The 19,535-nt window shown below is 52.0% G+C and carries 15 protein-coding genes and 2 rRNA genes (1 of these 17 cut by a window edge); 1 reads left to right on the forward strand and 16 read right to left on the reverse strand.

Features of this window, described 5'->3' with window-relative positions:
- Positions 1–132 precede the first annotated feature (132 nt).
- From cysS to SNR34_RS27905, 6 genes are all read right to left on the reverse strand, one after another.
- Positions 133–1,533 (reverse strand): cysteine--tRNA ligase, encoded by a 1,401-nt coding sequence (cysS, locus tag SNR34_RS27880; RefSeq protein WP_486180632.1) that lies wholly within the window; start codon positions 1,531–1,533, stop codon positions 133–135.
- Positions 1,534–1,662: 129 nt separating this feature from the next.
- Entirely contained in the window at positions 1,663–2,343 is a 681-nt protein-coding gene (cysE, locus tag SNR34_RS27885) for a serine O-acetyltransferase (protein ID WP_236421379.1), read from the reverse strand.
- A gap of 643 nt (positions 2,344–2,986) precedes the next feature.
- Positions 2,987–4,450 carry a glutamate--tRNA ligase gene (gene gltX, locus SNR34_RS27890; RefSeq protein WP_236421378.1) on the reverse strand — a complete coding sequence of 488 codons (1,464 nt, stop codon included), beginning with the start codon at positions 4,448–4,450 and terminating at the stop codon, positions 2,987–2,989.
- Between the two features lie 16 nt (positions 4,451–4,466).
- Positions 4,467–4,964 carry a 2-C-methyl-D-erythritol 2,4-cyclodiphosphate synthase gene (gene ispF, locus SNR34_RS27895; protein ID WP_236421377.1) on the reverse strand — a complete coding sequence of 166 codons (498 nt, stop codon included), beginning with the start codon at positions 4,962–4,964 and terminating at the stop codon, positions 4,467–4,469.
- Positions 4,961–5,653 (reverse strand): 2-C-methyl-D-erythritol 4-phosphate cytidylyltransferase, encoded by a 693-nt coding sequence (gene ispD, locus SNR34_RS27900; protein ID WP_236421376.1) that lies wholly within the window; start codon positions 5,651–5,653, stop codon positions 4,961–4,963. The genes ispF and ispD overlap by 4 nt, the downstream gene beginning before the upstream one ends.
- A gap of 104 nt (positions 5,654–5,757) precedes the next feature.
- On the reverse strand, positions 5,758–6,846 hold the full coding sequence (locus SNR34_RS27905) for a PIN/TRAM domain-containing protein (protein WP_236421375.1): 1,089 nt from the start codon (positions 6,844–6,846) through the stop codon (positions 5,758–5,760).
- A 168-nt stretch (positions 6,847–7,014) separates the two neighbouring features.
- On the opposite strand from SNR34_RS27905, the gene SNR34_RS27910 reads away from it, so the two are divergent.
- Positions 7,015–7,410 carry a nucleoside triphosphate pyrophosphohydrolase family protein gene (locus SNR34_RS27910; RefSeq protein ID WP_236421374.1) on the forward strand — a complete coding sequence of 132 codons (396 nt, stop codon included), beginning with the start codon at positions 7,015–7,017 and terminating at the stop codon, positions 7,408–7,410.
- A gap of 191 nt (positions 7,411–7,601) precedes the next feature.
- On the opposite strand, the gene pssA is transcribed toward SNR34_RS27910, so the two are convergent.
- The 10 genes from pssA to SNR34_RS27960 form a co-directional block, all read right to left on the reverse strand.
- Entirely contained in the window at positions 7,602–8,321 is a 720-nt protein-coding gene (pssA, locus tag SNR34_RS27915) for a CDP-diacylglycerol--serine O-phosphatidyltransferase (protein WP_236421373.1), read from the reverse strand.
- 97 nt (positions 8,322–8,418) lie between these two features.
- On the reverse strand, positions 8,419–9,495 hold the full coding sequence (disA, locus tag SNR34_RS27920; RefSeq protein WP_236421372.1) for a DNA integrity scanning diadenylate cyclase DisA: 1,077 nt from the start codon (positions 9,493–9,495) through the stop codon (positions 8,419–8,421).
- 12 nt (positions 9,496–9,507) lie between these two features.
- Entirely contained in the window at positions 9,508–10,875 is a 1,368-nt protein-coding gene (gene radA, locus SNR34_RS27925; RefSeq protein ID WP_236421371.1) for a DNA repair protein RadA, read from the reverse strand.
- A 274-nt stretch (positions 10,876–11,149) separates the two neighbouring features.
- A complete protein-coding gene (clpC, locus tag SNR34_RS27930) occupies positions 11,150–13,609 on the reverse strand; it encodes an ATP-dependent protease ATP-binding subunit ClpC (RefSeq protein ID WP_236421370.1) in 2,460 nt (819 codons plus the stop codon).
- A 173-nt stretch (positions 13,610–13,782) separates the two neighbouring features.
- Positions 13,783–14,853 (reverse strand): protein-arginine kinase McsB, encoded by a 1,071-nt coding sequence (gene mcsB / locus SNR34_RS27935; RefSeq protein ID WP_236421369.1) that lies wholly within the window; start codon positions 14,851–14,853, stop codon positions 13,783–13,785.
- A gap of 37 nt (positions 14,854–14,890) precedes the next feature.
- Positions 14,891–15,415, reverse strand: a complete 525-nt coding sequence (mcsA, locus tag SNR34_RS27940; RefSeq protein ID WP_236421368.1) for a protein-arginine kinase activator protein McsA — start codon at positions 15,413–15,415, stop codon at positions 14,891–14,893.
- Between the two features lie 22 nt (positions 15,416–15,437).
- The gene (locus SNR34_RS27945) at positions 15,438–15,899 is read right to left on the reverse strand and encodes a CtsR family transcriptional regulator (protein ID WP_236421367.1); all 462 of its coding nucleotides are present in this window, start codon (positions 15,897–15,899) and stop codon (positions 15,438–15,440) included.
- Between the two features lie 433 nt (positions 15,900–16,332).
- Positions 16,333–17,511 (reverse strand): GNAT family N-acetyltransferase, encoded by a 1,179-nt coding sequence (locus tag SNR34_RS27950; protein WP_343262755.1) that lies wholly within the window; start codon positions 17,509–17,511, stop codon positions 16,333–16,335.
- Positions 17,512–17,683: 172 nt separating this feature from the next.
- Positions 17,684–17,800: ribosomal RNA gene (gene rrf / locus SNR34_RS27955) — 5S ribosomal RNA — on the reverse strand.
- 121 nt (positions 17,801–17,921) lie between these two features.
- A 23S ribosomal RNA gene (locus tag SNR34_RS27960) occupies positions 17,922–19,535 on the reverse strand; it runs 1,312 nt beyond the window's last position.

Below are 19,535 nucleotides of genomic sequence, written 5' to 3' on the forward strand. Positions count from 1 at the left end.
GTTCCGCCGAACGACCGCCGGACGAATCCGCCGCCCCGCCTGCCGGCTCAGCCTGCAGATCCGCGTCGTGTCCAGTCGTTTCAGCCACGTTGGGAGCGGTGGAGTCTATGGACGTTTTCTTCAGGCCCTCGCTCATTTGCGCCGCCATCTCATGCCTTGTGCCGTATCCTCCAGCAAAATGCCTTCTGCCGACAAAATGTCGCGAATTTCATCGGCTCTTGCCCAGTTTTTCGCTTTGCGCGCTTCGGTGCGCTCTTCGATCAAACGCTCGATCTCCTCGTCCAGAAGCTCCGGCTCCGCTTCCGTATAAAGGCGGAGCACGGCGTTCAATTCCGCGAACAATTCCAGCAGCGCGCGAATGTCTCCCGCATTGACCACATCCTGCTGCAGCAGAAGGTTGGCCTCGGCAGCCCATTCGAACAATGCCGTGATCGCGTCAGGCGTATTGAAATCATCCTGCATCTTCTCATGATACTGGCTGCGAATCTGTTCCAGGCGGGCTGCCAGCTCCGCCGAAGTTTCCCGTTCCATCGTCACGGCCTGCAGACGGTGCTTGAGGTTGCCCACAGCGTTCGCGATCCGGTCTACGCTTTTCTGAGCTTGCTCCATCGTATCCTCCGTAAAGTTCAACGGATTGCGATAATGCGTCGACAACATAAAATAACGGATGGCCTCGCGTTTGTATTGTGTTCGCAAATCTTTGACCAACACGCCGTTTCCGAGCGATTTCGACATTTTTTCGTTATCGATGCGGATAAAGCCGTTATGCATCCAATAATTGGCCAGCGGCTTGCCGGTCAGCACTTCGGATTGCGCGCATTCGCACTCATGGTGCGGGAACTGCAAATCCTGTCCGCCGCCATGGATATCGAGCGTGTCGCCCAAATATTCGCGCGCCATGGCCGAGCATTCGATATGCCAGCCCGGACGCCCGTCTCCCCATGGGCTCGACCAATAAATCTCTCCCGGCTTCGCAGCCTTCCAAAGCACGAAATCTTCGGGATGTTCCTTGCGCTCATCCACGCCGATGCGGATGCCGAACTGCAGCTCTTGCAGGTTTTGCTTGGACAATTTGCCATACTCGGGGAACTTGCCCGTGCGGTAATAGACGTCCCCTCCGTTTTCATAGGCATACCCTTTGTCGACCAACTCACGGATAAAATCGATGATAAGCGGCATGTTCTCCGTTACGCGCGGATTGCTGCTCGCTCTCGGAATGCCCAATCCTTCAAGGTCTTCATAATACGCCGCGATGAACTTCTCGGCGACATGAGGCACATCTGTTCCAAGCTGCTCTGCTTTGCGGATGAGCTTGTCGTCGACATCGGTAAAATTCACGACATAATTCACTTCATGGCCGATCTGTTCAAGATAACCGCGAACCGCGTCGAAAAAGATCACCGGCCGGGCATTCCCGATGTGAATATAATCATATACGGTCGGGCCGCATACATACATTTTTACCTTCCCCTGCTCTTGGGGAACAAATTCTTCCTTCACACGACTCATCGTATTATAAATATGAAGCGTCATAGTCACTTTCCTTTCGTCCGTTTCCGTATATAAAACCTGAACCTAAAATTCTGAACGTTAATCACCGTTCTTTGGCACGGGAGAGCGATCGTATCAACAGCCGCTTAACCGGTGCAAGCCTCTGCCAAATTAACCTTTGCTTCCCCCGTTAATTGTATCACGCTCGCGCTCGGTTTCGCGCGCTGATTGCATTGTACGCATTTCGTCCCGCAATCGTTCGATTTCCTGCTGCATGCTGCGCAAGGAGTCAACGACCGGATCGGGAAGCTGCTGGTTCAAGCGATCCACCCGTTTGCCGTCCCGTTTGACGATCTTTCCCGGAATGCCCACCACCGTACTGTTTGGCGGAACTTCCTTCAGCACGACCGAATTGGCGCCGATATTGCTCTGATCGCCGACGCGAAATGAACCCAGCACCTTTGCACCTGACGAGATAACCACATTATTGCCAATTGTGGGGTGTCTCTTTCCCTTTTCTTTCCCGGTCCCCCCGAGGGTCACCCCCTGGTAGATGACGACATCATCGCCGATCTCGCACGTTTCGCCAATCACGACGCCCATGCCGTGGTCAATGAACAACCGCTCGCCGATCGTTGCGCCAGGGTGAATCTCAATACCTGTCATAAAGCGGCTGACTTGCGAAATAACCCGTGCCAAAGAAAACCATTTCCGTTTGTACAACGCGTGTGCCATGCGGTGTGCCCATATGGCGTGCAAGCCGGAATAGGTAAACACCACCTCAAACCAACCGCGCGCCGCCGGATCGTTTTCAAATACCGCCTGAATATCCGATCTGATCTTTTTGAACATGTTCTTCCCCTCTTGTTCAGTTCTGCGTTCTCCCGCTTGCGCAGGAAACAGGATCTTCATGATCGTGCGCCAAGCTCGAATCCTCTCTCATGCATTGGTGTACCGGGATTTTTAAAGCGAACCACCATCGCGCACCCTAATGGCTTCCGCAGGATAATCGTGAGTCCGCGCTCCCAGGTGCAATAAAAAAACGCCCCTGCAGCCCGAAGCTGCAGAGGCGTTGGTCGCGGTCCCACTCTGCTTGGTTCTTTCGTAAGCAACGCAAAATATGCGTAACGCACGCAAGAACCCTCTTGCGGTCCGGTAACGGGAACCACTCGGCATAACCTATCCTGACGTTTTCCTGATCTATTCGTGCTCAGGCGGGGCCGGATTCGGCTGTGCGGCTCACGGGCGCAATTCGGCTGACGGACAGCGGATGGCTCGCAGCCACCGCTCACAGGCCTTTTCAACCCTGCGAACGGGACCATCCTCTCTGGTGCTGTCCGGTTCAGCGTACTCCTCCCGGTCCTTGCCGTTTGTATGATTAACGTAAATTGAACATCTAAAATCAAAACTTATGCCTTTGTGTTGCTATTATAGCGAAAAGGACAGAGACTGACAATAACGTTCCTTGCCTCAGACGCACAAAATGTTAAACGAGTTACGCGCCTTGAACCTGTGCGTGCAGACGCTCGATGACCGTATCCTTGCCCAGCAGCACGATCGTTTGGTTCAAATCGCGACCATGGGTTTGACCGGTCAACGCTACACGAATCGGCATAAAGAGCTGTTTGCCCTTAAACCCGGTTTCCTTCTGCACTTCCTTGATCAAAGCAGCCATTTTGCTTGGCGTGAATTCATCGCTGTCCTGTACCTTATCGGCAAAAGCCTTCAGCACGGTCGGCACTTGCTCCTCTGCCAGAACAGCACTTGCTTCCTCGTCCAGTTCCAGGCTCGAGCGGAAAAACACCTCAGACAAGGCCACGATGTCGGAAGCAGCCGTCATTTGCTCTTGGTACAAACGTACAAGCGCGTGCGCCCATTCCCGCTGCTCGGACGACAATTCGGCCGGAAGGCGGCCCGCTTTTTGCAAATGCGGAATGGCCATTTCGGCAATTCGTTCCGGATCGGCATTTTTGATGTAATGGTTGTTCAGGTAGGCCAGCTTGTTCGTATCGAAAACTGCCGGGCTCTTCGACAGGCGCTTCGTATCAAAAATGGAAATCAGCTGCTCTTGCGAGAAAATTTCTTCTTCCCCTTCCGGAGACCAGCCAAGCAAGGAAATGAAATTGAACAACGCTTCGGGCAAATAACCGAGCTCTTCATACTGCGAGATGAACTGAATGACGGATTCGTCGCGTTTGCTCAGCTTTTTGTGGTTCTCGCCTACGATCAGCGTCATGTGGCCGAATATCGGCGGCTCCCAGCCGAGCGCTTCGTAAATCATCAGCTGACGCGGCGTGTTCGAAATATGATCCTCTCCCCGCAGCACGTGGGTGATTTTCATCAGATGATCGTCAATGGCAACGGCATAGTTGTACGTGGGAATGCCGTCTTTTTTTACGATGACGAAGTCTCCGCTCTCTTTGCTGTTAAACGAAATAGTGCCCTTCACCATGTCATCGAACGTGTATACCCGCTCTTCAGGTACGCGGAAACGGATGCTAGCCACGCGGCCCTCGGCCTCGAACGCCTCAATTTGCTCCGGAGTCAGGTTCCGGTGCTTGCCTGAATAACGCGGCGTTTCGCCACGCGCGGTCTGCTCCTCACGCTCCTGCTCCAGTTCTTCTTCCGTGCAGTAGCAGCGGTATGCCAGCCCTTTATCCAATAATTCCTGCGTATATTTCCGGTAGATGTCAAGGCGCTCGGTTTGGCGGTACGGTCCGTATTCGCCGCCCACATCAATGCTCTCGTCCCAATCCATGCCCAGCCATTTCAAATATTTCAGCTGGCTTTCTTCCCCGCCCGCAATGTTGCGTTTCACGTCCGTATCCTCGATACGGATGATGAATTTTCCGTTATTGTGTTTGGCATACAAGTAGTTAAACAGCGCGGTCCGGGCATTCCCGATATGCAGGTGCCCCGTCGGACTCGGCGCATAGCGCACACGAACTTCCGTGCTCATACTATCCCCTCCGTCTCTAATTCGTTGATGATACCACGGGTCCCCGAACCAGGCAAACCACGGATTGGGCAGCTATGCCTTCTCCTCGGCCCGGGAATCCAAGCTGCTCGGTCGTCGTCGCTTTGACGTTGACTTGCTCCACGTCCGCTTCAAGCGCCTTGGCAATGATCTCCGCCATTTGAGGGATATACGGAGCCATTTTCGGCTTCTGGGCAATGATGGTCGAATCAATGTTACCCAAACGGTATCCACGCTCTTTGGCGAGCTTCCATACATGCTCAAGCAGCTTCAGACTATCGGCATCCTTGAATTCGGGATCCGTATCCGGGAAATGCTTGCCGATGTCTCCCAGAGCAAGCGCCCCGAGAATGGCATCGCTGATGGCATGCAGCAGCACGTCGGCATCGGAATGCCCCAGCAAACCTTTGTCATGCGGGATCGTGACTCCGCCAATAATGCACGGGCGCCCCTCTACCAGTTGGTGTACGTCAAACCCTTGTCCTACGCGTATCATTGTTTCTTCTCTCCCCCCAGCACAAATGCGGCATAATGCAAATCTTCCGGTGTAGTCAATTTGATATTGGTATAACTGCCTTCCACAACTTTGACGGACATGCCGTGGCGCTCCGCCAGCATGGCATCGTCCGTTCCCAGAAATCCGTCCCGTTCCGCCGACTCGTGCGCATGGAGCAGGGAAGAAAGACGAAAAGCCTGCGGGGTCTGAATGCTCCACAGACTGCTGCGTTCGGGCGTTGCAATGACGATGCCCTCAGCATTGACTTGTTTGATCGTATCCTTCACCGGTACAGCCAGCACGGCAGCTCCAATGTCTATCGCGGCCTGCATGCAAGCCCGAATCTGTTCCCCGCTCACAAAAGGACGAACCCCGTCGTGAACGAGGACCCACTCGGTGCCCAGAGCTTTTAAGCCTTCATGCACCGAATGTTGCCGCTCCTTCCCTCCGGGGATGACGCGTACGCGCGATTCCAGACGATATTCCTTTACCCATTTCAGGCAGCGTTCAACGTCCGCCGCTCCAGTCACCAGCACGATTTCGCCAATGTCGTCCAAAGCGGCAAACACTTCAAGCGTATGTATGAAAACGGGCTTGTCCTGCAGCAGCAGAAACTGCTTGCTCTCATCGGTACCCATTCGGGTTCCCCGTCCTGCTGCCACAACGACAACGCCCCATTCTTTCCTCATGCCGCGATCCCTGCCTTGTCTGTCAGTTTATCGCTGATCGATATTCCCGCGCCTCGGGACGCGTTCGGGCTATCGCCAAACGACACACTACCCATCATACCGCTTTATTGGGCTTTTTCCAACAGTTTCGGTTTCGCAAAAATCATTCGTCCCGCAGAAGTCTGCAGTACGCTGGTGACGAGCACCTCCATCATCAGGCCGATGTAATCGCGCCCGCCTTCAACTACGATCATGGTGCCGTCATCCAGATAAGCGACGCCCTGACCGTTTTCCTTGCCGTCCTTGATGATCTGTACCATGATCTCTTCGCCAGGCAGCACCACCGGCTTCACTGCATTGGCAAGGTCGTTGATGTTCAGCACCGAAACCCCTTGAAGCTCGCACACTTTGTTGAGGTTGAAATCGTTGGTTACCACTTTGCCCTGCAGTACTTTGGCCAGCTTGACCAGCTTGCTGTCGACCTCGGAAATCTCTTCGAAATCTCCTTCGTAGATCAAAACTTTAACGTCGAGCTCTTTCTGGATTTTGTTCAGAATGTCCAGACCACGCCGGCCGCGGTTACGCTTGAGCAGATCCGAGGAATCGGCAATATGCTGCAGCTCCTCCAGCACGAATTCCGGAATGACGATGGTTCCCTCAATAAATCCGGTTTTGCAGATATCCGCGATGCGGCCATCGATGATGACACTCGTATCCAAAATTTTGTGCTCCTCGAGCCGTCTCTCTTCTTCTGCACCATCGCCGTGTCCCCAGCGTCCGGACATCCAGAAGGCTGCCAGATCCTCTTTCTTTGCCATGGCCAGCATGTATCCCGAATACGCACTGATCATCGTCAAAGCCAGCTGAAGCACTTCCCCGGATGTTCCCAACCATGCCAGGCACGGGGAGAGCAGCAGCGCAACGACAAGTCCTGTGAGGATGCCGGCTGCACCAGCAGCCAGTTCGTTCATCGGAATTTTGGCCAGTGCATCAATGCCATGATTCAATTTCGCGGCAAGCATTGTTCCTCCAATGCTGCATAATGCGATGAACAGCACCGCACCGAGAATGGTCGCTATGCCTGCGCCCAACAATCCTGCCGATTGAATCCATTCCGCCATCCAAGGGACCGATTTTCCAGCCAGTTGATATGCCGTGTAACCAAACCATGCACCGCACAATCCCGTAAAAGTTAAAATGCCTCTTTTCCACATAAGTCCCCTGCACCTCCTTCAAATGTTTTCTCATATCCAGTATGATCCAATTCGTGGATTGCTAATCCGTTAAACAAGAACTTTTTGGAAGTGAAGCAATCCTTGGTTGAAGGAGGTAAATTATTGGCATATAATGAATTCAATTCATAACCGAGGTGAGTGGGCAAAATGAGTACGCCAAGTTTACAGGCATTTCAGGATCAGGTTTCCGAGCTGTTGCTTCGTCATCGCAGTCTGATTGATGTACTGTCCAAAACGGGACAAGCCGGTGCTTCCGTGAACCGTGCCGTGTCCAAGGCCATTACCGAGTGTGGCTGCATTGAACTGCACGCCACCAAGCAGAAGTATGCTCCCGAGCGCAATATTGCGCAAAATACGCCCTTGCTCGAGACCCATGTGGAAGGTGAATTGTGCGAAAACTGCAAGGAGGTTATCAGCTCCGAACTGGGCCGCAACCTGTTTTATATGTCGGCACTCTGCAATCTGCTGAACATTAGCATGGAAGACGTCGTCGAAAGCGAGTCCCAGAAATGCTCGACGCTTGGCATGTTTAATTTGTCTTAAGTAAAATACAGATCACACGGCTTGCAAATCGTTAAGTTAATATCACTTGCATAAATCATTTCCTGGCACCTAGGTGGCATGGAAAATAAATTCAAAAAAGCACGCCTCTTTCCTTTCGGAAAATGCGTGCTTTTCTCATGTTTCTTGGATCGGCTATGCAATAATAATGAACGGCACAACGTCAATTGGAATCACCGGGAGGATTTTTCGTCCTTGCGCTTTTTGGCCCGGTTTCGGGACGCGGTGGTTCGCATGCTATGTTTCATTCCGTAGAGTGCGTATAACACCAAGGGGATAAAAATCAGTTTGGATAACTGCTCCGGGAACATCACCGCCATCCCCACGGCCAGCAATACAACCCAGGGTGCGATCCATATCGCCTTTCGCGGAAAGCCCACTTTTTTGAAATTGGGATACTTGAGGGAGCTGACCATAAGATAAGACAACAAGAGCGTGGCAATCATCATGCTGACCGGACTGATGTCTTTATTGAACAACGTCAGCGTTGCAAGCACGCCTCCGGCTGCCGGAATCGGAAGACCCGTAAAATACCCCGGGATTCCGGGACGTACGTTAAAGCGAGCCAGACGGATCGCGCCGCAGATGGGGAAGCTTGCCGTGGCGATCCATGCCAGCATGGGCAGGGTGTCCTGAAACGATACCATGAACATGATCAGCGCTGGCGCTGCTCCAAACGAAACCATGTCCGAAAGGGAATCCAATTCTTTCCCGAAGTCGCTTTGAGCATCTAGAGCCCGGGCCACCCTGCCATCCAAACCATCCAGCAGCATGGCGATGATGACCATAATGGCAGCCAAGCTGTAACTTTCGTTGATTGCCAGCAGAATCGCCATCATTCCAAGAAACAGATTGCCCAGGGTAAAGAGATTCGGAATGAATCTTGTTATCATCGTTGTTCACCTCATCGTCTTGGAACCATTCTCGCAGAACCCTATTCACGTTCAAATATTCCATTCTTACCTGTTTACGGCACCGTGGAGTTAAGGGTTACATCTGTCTGTCAATGAACATCTGCTCCTGCAGACGTTTCAGGCCTTCCTTGATCGTTCGGGCACGGACTTCACCGATGCCGTCCACCTCATCCAATTCTTCGATCGTTGCCATGATCACGTGCGGAAGCTGTTCGAACCGTTCCACCAAATTGTGAATGATCACGTTGGGAAGACGAGGTATCTTATTCAATACCCTGAATCCGCGAGGCGCAACCGATTCTTCGGATGTCGCAGCGGAGGAAGGATAACCTAACAAACGCACGATATGATGCGCGTCCAGCAATTCGTCGTCAGACAACCGTTTCAATCCCAAAATGATATCGCGGATTTTTTCATCGCTATCGTCGCGCGCATAATCCTTATAGAGCAACCAGGCTTCTTCCTCCGTTGTGCCGACCAGTTCCTCCATTTGCATCGAAATCAGCCGTCCTTCGTTGCCAAGCTCGTGGATGTAACGTTTGATTTCCATTTTGATGCGCATGACCATCTCGGTCCGTTGGATGACATTGACCACCTCCGGAATCGTCACCAGCTCTTCGAATTCCGATGCGCTAAGATTCGTCAGAGCTTGCGTGAGAACCGCCTTGTATTTCTCCAGCGTCTGGATGGCCTGATTCGCTTTCGTCAAAATGACTCCGATCTCCTTGAGCGAGTATCGCAGCGTTCCTTGATAAAGAGTAATGATATTTCTCCGTTGGGAGATGGAAACGACGAGTTTTCCCGTTTGCTTTGCCACACGTTCCGCTGTTCGGTGACGAATGCCCGTCTCTGAGGACGAGATCGATGAATCCGGGATCAGCTGAGTATTGGCATATAAAATGCGCTTCAAATCTTCGCTAAGAATGATGGCGCCGTCCATTTTGGCAAGCTCATACAAATAGTTCGGGGAGAAGTCGCAATTAATGGAGAATCCTCCATCCACCACTTCCATAACCTCGGGACTGTAGCCGACGACCAGCAATGCTCCCGTTTTGGCGCGCAGCACGTTCTCCAACCCTTCCCGGAACGGTGTGCCTGGCGCGATCAGCCTTAATAAATCATTCATTTTATCCAGTTGGCTCGAATCCTTCATCTCTTATGCCCCCTAATCTAAAGCAACCGCTAGTGCATCTGCCACAGTATTCACACCGATCAACTGTATTCCGCGGGGATGCTTCCATCCCTTCAAACTTTTTTCGGGTAAAATGACCCGTTTAAATCCAAGCTTTTCCGCTTCCTTTACGCGCTGTTCTGCACGCGATACCGCTCTGACCTCCCCCGTCAGGCCGATTTCGCCAAAAATGACGTCATCCGGCTTGGTCGGCACATCCCGCAAGCTGGATGCTATACTGACCGCGACGGCCAGGTCAACAGCCGGCTCATCCAGACGGACTCCGCCCGCCACGTTCAGATAGGCGTCTTGCGTTTGCAAAAACATGCCCATCCTTTTCTCCAGCACGGCAATGATCAGGTTTAAACGATGATGATCGATGCCTGTCGCCATCCGGCGCGGGGATGGAAAGTGGGTTGCCGATATCAGCGCCTGCAGTTCCACAAGCATCGGCCGCGTGCCTTCCATGCTGGCGACGACGGTAGATCCTGCCACGCCGAGCGGACGCTCCGACAAAAACAATTCGGAAGGGTTGCCCACTTCGCGCAGCCCATCCTCGCCCATTTCGAAAATGCCGATCTCGTTCGTTGAGCCGAAACGGTTTTTGACCGCTCGCAACAAGCGATACGTGTGGTGACGCTCTCCCTCGAAATAAAGAACGCAATCCACCATATGCTCCAGCAAGCGGGGACCCGCAATGGCTCCTTCCTTCGTAACATGCCCCACAAGTACGGTTGCAATGCCCTTGCCTTTCGCAATTCGCATGAATCGCGAGGTACACTCCCTGACTTGGGCAACGCTGCCGGGGGCGCTGGTCACCTCGGGCAAGTACACGGTCTGGATCGAATCGATGACAAGAAAATGCGGTTGGATCTGCTCCACCGCCTCTTCAACACGTTCCATATTCGTCTCGCATAAAACGTACAATTCGGGCGATAACGCATTGAGGCGATCTGCCCGCAATTTGGTTTGTTTCACCGACTCCTCCCCCGAAACGTATAACACCCTCAAACCTGAATGGGTTAACGCATGGGATGTCTGAAGCATCAGCGTGGATTTCCCGATTCCGGGGTCTCCCCCTACCAATACAAGGGAGCCTGGAACGATGCCGCCGCCCAGCACGCGGTTCAACTCACCGATGCCCGTATGCACGCGAGGTTCCTGGCCACTATCTATGTTTATGATGGGAAGGGGTTTATCTTTACTGTCAAACAGAGGTGAATTTCTTCCCTGCGTTTTGACAATTGTTTCCGTTTCCTCCACCATGGAGTTCCAGGATTGGCAGCCTGGGCATTTGCCGTACCACTTCGGGGCTTCGTAGCCGCATTCTGTACACTGAAACTTGGTTTTTGTTTTAGCCACTTCAGCCTCCTGAAAAGTTTTATTTTATTTCAACGTTTTGCATTTTTCGACGAATTTTGACCCGAACATCCTGACAGGCAGGCATACTAAAAGTTTACCATTGTTTGAGATTTTTCGTAAAGGATTATCGCAAACTTTACACATGTTGTTGCATAGCAAAAAGAGGCCCGCCAAAAATCGGCAGGCCTCTTTGTACTTAACGTCCGATCGGCCGAAGCCGAAAGGATTAACTTTATGGTCGGATCTAGGACGGAACCCGTCCATGAAGATCCGCTTATTTGGTTTCGATTTCCTCGTTGGCAGGAGCAATTTCCTTTTTCGTAACCGACAGCTCGCCGTCTTTTTCATCAATCAACAACGAATCGCCTTTCTTTACGCTGCCTGTGAGCAATTCTTCGGACAGACGATCCTCGATGTGCTTCTGAATGGCCCGGCGCAATGGACGTGCACCGTAAGCGGGATCAAAGCCTGCTTTAGCCAGGAACGCTTTGGCCGAATCCGTCAATTCGAAGTCCACATCGTAATCACGCAGACGTTTGCGCAGTTCTTCGCTCATAAGAGAAACGATCTCGGCGATATGTTTCTCTTCGAGAGAATGGAATACGATGATTTCGTCGATCCGGTTCAAGAACTCCGGACGGAAGCTTTTCTTCAGCTCATCCATCACTTTGCCCTTCATGTTGCTGTAATCGGCGCCCGCATCCATAACCGCGGTGAAGCCGAGCGTGGAATTGCGTTTGATCGCTTCAGCTCCGACATTGGATGTCAGAATGATGAGGGTATTGCGGAAGTCGACAACCCGGCCCTTGGAATCGGTCAGGCGTCCATCCTCCAGCACCTGCAGCAAGATGTTGAACACTTCAGGGTGTGCCTTCTCAACTTCGTCCAGCAATACGACGGAATATGGTTTGCGGCGCACTTTCTCGGTCAGCTGACCGCCTTCTTCATAACCAACGTATCCTGGGGGCGCTCCGACCAGACGAGCCGTGGAGTGTTTCTCGCCATATTCGGACATGTCGATGCGGATTACCGCATTTTCGTCACCGAACATCGCTTCTGCCAAGGCACGAGCCAGCTCGGTTTTACCGACCCCGGTTGGACCGAGGAAGATGAAGGAGCCCATTGGACGCTTCGGATCTTTCAGACCGGCACGTGCGCGGCGTACGGCACGGCTCACGGATTTAACGGCTTCATCCTGACCGATGACGCGTTCATGCAAAATTTGCTCCAGATTCAGCAAACGCTGAGTTTCTTCTTCTTTCAGCTTGTTCACCGGAATGCCGGTCCAGTTCGCTACGACTTGAGCGATGTCTTCCGGTGTTACTTCGGAATCGGTGCGCCCCTGTTTTTCTTTCCATTGGTTTTTGGTCAGATCCAGTTCTTCGCGAATTTTTTGTTCAGTATCGCGCAGCGCTGCCGCCTTTTCGAATTCCTGGCTTTGGACGGCTGCGTCTTTCTCCTTGCGGATATCTTCAAGACGGCCTTCCAGCTGTTTCAGATTCGGCGGAATGGTATACGAGTTCAGCCTTACTTTGGAACCCGCTTCGTCAATCAGGTCAATCGCTTTGTCCGGCAGGAAACGATCCGTAATATACCGATCGGACAGTTTCACGGCCTGTACAATGGCCTCATCCGTAATTTTCACGCGGTGATGCGCTTCGTAACGATCACGCAAGCCGTGCAAAATTTGAATGGCTTCTTCCGGAGAAGGCTGATCCACCGTAATCGGTTGGAAACGGCGCTCCAACGCAGCGTCTTTCTCGATGTATTTGCGGTACTCATCCAGCGTTGTTGCCCCGATGCATTGCAGCTCACCGCGTGCCAGCGCCGGTTTCAGGATGTTGGAAGCATCGATGGCGCCTTCGGCTCCACCTGCACCAATCAGGGTGTGCAGCTCGTCAATGAACAGCACGATGTTGCCTGCCTGACGAATTTCGTCCATGATTTTTTTCAAACGATCTTCGAATTCGCCCCGGTATTTCGTACCTGCAACGACCGAACCCATATCCAGAGTCATTACGCGTTTGTCTCGCAGCGTTTCCGGAATTTCGTTATTGATGATTTTTTGGGCAAGGCCTTCGGCAATCGCCGTTTTACCTACGCCCGGCTCCCCGATCAATACCGGGTTGTTTTTGGTGCGGCGGCTCAACACCTGAATTACGCGTTCGATTTCCTTGCTGCGGCCAATAACCGGATCAAGGTTGTTTTCTTTCGCGTATGCCGTCAAATCGCGGGCCAAGCTGTCCAGCGTTGGCGTGCTAACGTTCGCAGGTGCTCCATTATGGCTGGATACCGCTTCGCTGCTGCCAAGCAATTGCAATACTTGCTGACGAGCCTTGTTGAGGCTGATACCCAAATTGTTGAGCACACGTGCCGCAACGCCTTCACCCTCGCGGATCAGACCAAGCAAAATATGTTCTGTGCCCACATAAGTGTGGCCCAGCTTGCGTGCCTCATCCATGGACAATTCGATCACTTTTTTCGCACGAGGCGTATATGCAATGTTCGTAGGCTGCTCCTGGCCGCGGCCAATCAGCGTCTCTACTTCATCTTGAATTTTTTCCAATCCGAGTCCCAGGCCGATCAGCGCTTTGGCCGCAATGCCTTCGCCTTCTCGAATGAGGCCGAGCAAAATATGCTCTGTACCGATGTTATTGTGACCGAGACGGACAGCTTCTTCCTGCGCGAGTGCGAGCACCTTCTGGGCCCGTTCCGTAAATCTTCCAAACATCATATCTCCTGCACCTCCATGGTTTTGGATATAAGCGGGACCATTCTAATCAAAGGCTCCGCTGTAGTAATCTTTGTTGTGATGCTTTTTTGCGGCCATATGCCGCGAATAATATCATTATATAAAAGCCGCTTTAACGCGGACGTGAAACCCAAATCGATTCTCTGGTGAAGCTGTTAGGAATTTTTGGTTGTACTGATCGTATCACGAATCAGCTGCGCACGGTAGATGTCCCGTTCATCCGCTCGCATGTCTTCCCCGAACGTTTTCTGCAAAAAGCCGGGTTGCGTCATGACGTTAAGCTCATTCATGACGGGGATGGACAATCCATCAAGGAGACCAAGGTCCACACCCAACCTGACGTCGGAAAGGCGCTGTGCCGCTTCTTTGGAATCCATGACAGCCGCATAGGACAAAATACCGTAAGAACGCATCACCCTATCCGTGATTCGCAGCCTGGAGTCCGTCATCAAACGTTTTCTCGCTGTACGTTCATGCTCGATAATTTGGAGCACCACGCCGTGCAGATTGTCGATGACTTCCTGCTCCGTCTGTCCAAGCGTAATCTGGTTGGAAATCTGGAACAGGTTTCCCATCGCCTCACTGCCTTCCCCATAGATGCCTCGTACGGTAAGCCCCACTTGGGAAACGGCCGTCAAAATACGGCCAATCTGCTGTGTCATGACCAGTGCAGGCAGATGCATCATGACCGATGCTCTGACCCCTGTGCCTACATTCGTCGGACAGCTGGTCAGATAACCTCTTCGATCATCGAAGGCATAATCCACATGGGCTTCAAAAGCATCATCGATCGAAGATGCCCTCTCCCACGCTTCCTTCACCTGAAATCCCGGATAAAGACATTGGATGCGCAGATGGTCCTCTTCGTTAATCATGATGCTGATGGATTCATCCTCGCTCAGAATGACGGCGCCATTTCTGGACTCGCTCGCCAAGCTGGGACTGATCAGATGTTTCTCGACGAGCACCCTTTTATCAAGGTCAGGGACATCTGCCAATTCCAACGTGTGGAAGTTGGCAAAAGCCCGAATATCATCATGTTGAAGCACTTCGCTCAGTTTGTTCAGCACTTCTTCGGATTGCTGGTTGGTGGCCAGCATCGGAAACGGATAGTGCTGCAGGTTGCGGGCGATTCGAACGCGGCTGCTGATGACGATTTCGGAATCGGCTGCATCGCTTCGCATCCAGTCGCTTAGTGCCTGTTCCGTGAAGCGCAGACTAGGCATTTGCATATCCCTCCTACTCATGACTCTTGACCAAACTTTACTCCTGAGCCAGCCGTTTTTCAAGCTCCCGGATCTGATCGCGGATCCCCGCGGCGGCTTCGAATTCCTCTCCGGCAATGCTTTCCTGAAGGTCCTTCTTCAGATCGGCGATTTGCCGTTTCAGCTTGATGCGTCCCCCCGCTCTCGCAGGGACCTTACCCACATGAGAGGTGCTGCCATGCACCCGCTTGAATAACGGATCCAGCCGACTGTCGAAATATTTATAACATGAGCTGCAGCCGAATCGGCCGATTTTGCTAAACTGTGAATAGGTCATTCCGCACTCTTCGCATCTCAGCGATTGTGGAGAGGATGCGCCTGCGGAGCCGTTTTTGCCGGCAGGATCGAAATCAAGCAACCCCGACAACAGGTTGTGAATCGAGAATCCGCCTGCTGTTCCGGGGATAATCTCCCCTTTTTCGCGAGCACATGACTCGCAAATATGAAATTCCGTCTTTTCTCCATTTACGATTTTCGTGAAATGAAGTGTCGCCGGACGTTTGTTGCATTCTTGGCACAGCATAATGATGTACCCCCCAAACGTTTTATTTACCGAGCAACGAGATGATCATTGCTTTCAACATTCTGGCACGAATTTGATCCCGGTAAGGAAGTTTGACCATTATAATTTCCCTCGACATCGCGGCACGCATTAAAGCTGCCTCCCGCTTGCTCAGGAAACGCGCTTCCTCAAGTTGATAAATCAGCCCCTCAGCCGCCGTCTGCCCGATCTCCTCGCCTATGCTATGGTGCAAATGGTGATGTAGGTCCGAATGTGCGGGCAATTCGATCCGCTGTATCCGGACATAACCGCCGCCACCACGTTTGCTTTCGACCAGGTAACCTTTTTCGAGCGTAAAACGCGTGCTGATGACATAGTTGATCTGCGAAGGCACGCATGAGAATTGATCAGCAAGGTCGTTGCGCTGAATCTCAATCATCCCCTCGGGACTTTCATGCAAAATACTCTTCAGATATTGTTCGATAACATCAGAGATATTACGCATCGACTCATCCTCCACTGTTTGAAACGTTAAGTCAATTAGGACCCACACGCCCCCACAGAGTACAACCTCTCCCCCATTTTAACCATTCAAGGAAACAACGAATCTGCATTCCAAGCCGGCAACCGGTGGGTGAGGACGCTTGAAGTTCTGATGGAAATTCGCCTTATCACCACAAGATCAAGGCTGATTTCGACTTTCAGTTGACTTTGACTTTCTTTGACTTTGTTTACATTATAACATATTCTGTGGTTTTGCCAAGAGGGGTCTTCCTTCATTTTTTACGATTTTACACGAAATATTCCGCATATACAAAAAAACCTCTCTCCATCGTGGAAAGAAGTCCTTTTGTCTTCCATTTTCTCCGTATCTCTCGTTAAGCGTACCATGCCCCAATCGGGAATTCCTCGCTCCCCACCGTTTCCGGCAGGACATCTCAAAAAAAGTCCAGCAGATACGTCTCCCTATTCGGAATGGCCCGTTCCAGTGCGGCCACACTCTCCGTATTGCCTTCAATACGACCCATAGCCAACAGCTCCGAAGGTCTTTTATAGCCCAAAAGCATCGTTGTTAGCGTCTGAATGCTGACCTTGACGTCTTGGCCGTTCGCGTTCGTTTCTGCAGAAGACTTCCAGATGGAGGCCGTGCCGTTTAACGCAATATTCAATTCCCATACGCCCTCATTCCACGGAGCATGTTCGTCCTGGACTTGAAGCATAAGACGAATCGGGGAATCCAGGTCTGCAAAAGGGTACTGCGATACAAACTGCTCCACGCTCACGATTCGCGCCATAAAGTATGGAACGATCTCCTGCTGGATTCGCGGATTATCCAGTCGAAAAGCAAGATCATCGCTCGCAGGCGCCTGAAGCGTCACCTCTTCGATCATGGAATCGTGGTTGGCAATGAATGTCCAGAGCCCCTGTTTCGCTTCTTCGTTCAGGCAGACCATCTCATCGATGGTAAACTTGCGATCCTTCACCTCGTATAAAACGTAGCCCTGCGGTTGTTTGGCTGCATCGTAATACACGGCCTTCTGGCTGGTACCTTCCGTCAATACGGAGTACTCCCACCAATTTCGATCCCGAACGAGCGTTCCGTTAAACCGGCTTGCGTAAGCCTGGTATATCGTATCGAGCAGTTCGAGCTCAGGCTCACCCCGACGAATCGTACCAGGGGTCTCCTTCTTTGCAGGCAGATGCGTTACCGGGACTCGATACTTCTTGTATTCGATGTACGCTTCCCATCCGTATTTGCGGTAAAAGCCAAATGAAAATGGATGTAAAAACGAAATGCTTTGCTTGTTGCGATTCATTTCTTTTAGCGCATGGCGCAATAAGCTGGCGACCCATCCTTTGCGTCGATATTCGGGCCAGGTGGCAACTCCCGCAATCCCGCCCATGGCAAACGCCTTTTCATGAATATAGGTCTCAAAAGGAACAATGTGGAGTTTTGCTCCCAGTTGTCCTCCTTCATATACACCCCATGTATCCTGAGCATTAAACTGACTGCGCCGCTTCTCCTTCTTTTCTTCGGTCAAAACGTACTGAAAGGCATACTGGGAGAGCGCAATGCTGTCTTCGTAGTCATCTGTCGTTAATTTGCGAATGTCCATATCCTTCTGCACCTCGTTCTCTGAATTTTCGGATTGAGCCACTATAAGCCATTGATCCAAAAGAATGTCTTATCTTATGAGTCTGTCAGAGGTACGGAACAAAGTCAATTCATGTATACTTATTATTATAAAATAAAAAAACCACTGCCGATGTCATCGGCAGTGGTTCTTCGCTTGGCGGCTTCCTACTCTCCCAGGACCCTGCGGTCCAAGTACCATCGGCGCTAGAGGGCTTAACGGTCGTGTTCGGGATGGGAACGTGTGGAACCCCTCCGCCATCGCCACCAAACGATTTTGCTTTGGATTGAAAAACGATCCGCACATCAAGTGATGTACCCGTTTTTCACTCAGAGATTGCTCTCTGAAAACTGGATTCGAAACGAAATTTGCGATCTTAGAACCTGCATTTCTTGGATAAGCCCTCGACCGATTAGTACTGGTCAGCTCCATGCATTGCTGCACTTCCACCCCCAGCCTATCTACCTCGTCGTCTTCAAGGGGTCTTACATACTGGGAAATCTCATCTTGAGGGGGGCTTCACGCTTAGATGCTTTCAGCGCTTATCCCGTCCGTACATAGCTACCCAGCGGTGCTCCTGGCGGAACAACTGGTACACCAGCGGTACGTCCATCCCGGTCCTCTCGTACTAAGGACAGCTCCTCTCAAATTTCCTACGCCCACGACAGATAGGGACCGAACTGTCTCACGACGTTCTGAACCCAGCTCGCGTACCGCTTTAATGGGCGAACAGCCCAACCCTTGGGACCTACTTCAGCCCCAGGATGCGATGAGCCGACATCGAGGTGCCAAACCTCCCCGTCGATGTGGACTCTTGGGGGAGATAAGCCTGTTATCCCCAGGGTAGCTTTTATCCGTTGAGCGATGGCCCTTCCATGCGGTACCACCGGATCACTAAGCCCGACTTTCGTCCCTGCTCGACTTGTAGGTCTCGCAGTCAAGCTCCCTTATGCCTTTGCACTCTTCGAATGATTTCCAACCATTCTGAGGGAACCTTTGGGCGCCTCCGTTACTCTTTAGGAGGCGACCGCCCCAGTCAAACTGCCCACCTGACACTGTCCCCGTACCCGATTAGGGCACCAGGTTAGAACCTAGATACGATCAGGGTGGTATCCCAACGGTGCCTCCACACAAGCTGGCGCTCATGCTTCTCAGGCTCCCACCTATCCTGTACAGATCGTACCCAAATTCAATATCAAGCTGCAGTAAAGCTCCATGGGGTCTTTCCGTCTTGTCGCGGGTAACCTGCATCTTCACAGGTATTAAAATTTCACCGGATCTCTCGTTGAGACAGCGCCCAAGTCGTTACGCCATTCGTGCGGGTCAGAATTTACCTGACAAGGAATTTCGCTACCTTAGGACCGTTATAGTTACGGCCGCCGTTTACTGGGGCTTCGGTTCACAGCTTCGGGATTGCTCCCTAACCGCTCCCCTTAACCTTCCAGCACCGGGCAGGCGTCAGCCCGTATACTTCGCCTTACGGCTTCGCACAGACCTGTGTTTTTGCTAAACAGTCGCTTGGGCCTTTTCACTGCGGCCCCCTCGTGCTATTCACACTACCGGGGCACCCCTTCTCCCGAAGTTACGGGGTCATTTTGCCGAGTTCCTTAACGAGAGTTCTTCCGCGCGCCTTAGAATTCTCTTCTCGCCTACCTGTGTCGGTTTGCGGTACGGGCACCTTCATCTGGCTAGAGGCTTTTCTTGGCAGTGTGAGATCATGACCTTCGCTACTGTAATTTTCACTCCCCATCACAGCTCAGCCTTACGGTTAGCGGATTTGCCTACTAACCAGCCTCACTGCTTGGACAGGCATCCATCAGCCTGCGTCACTACCCTACTGCGTCCCCCCATCGCTCGTAACGATTTACGGTGGTACAGGAATTTCGACCTGTTGTCCTTCGACTACGCCTTTCGGCCTCGCCTTAGGTCCCGACTTACCCTGAGCGGACGAACCTTCCTCAGGAACCCTTAGGCTTTCGGCGGATCAGATTCTCACTGATCTTTTC

This window comes from Paenibacillus sp. XP01 (genome assembly GCF_057364885.1).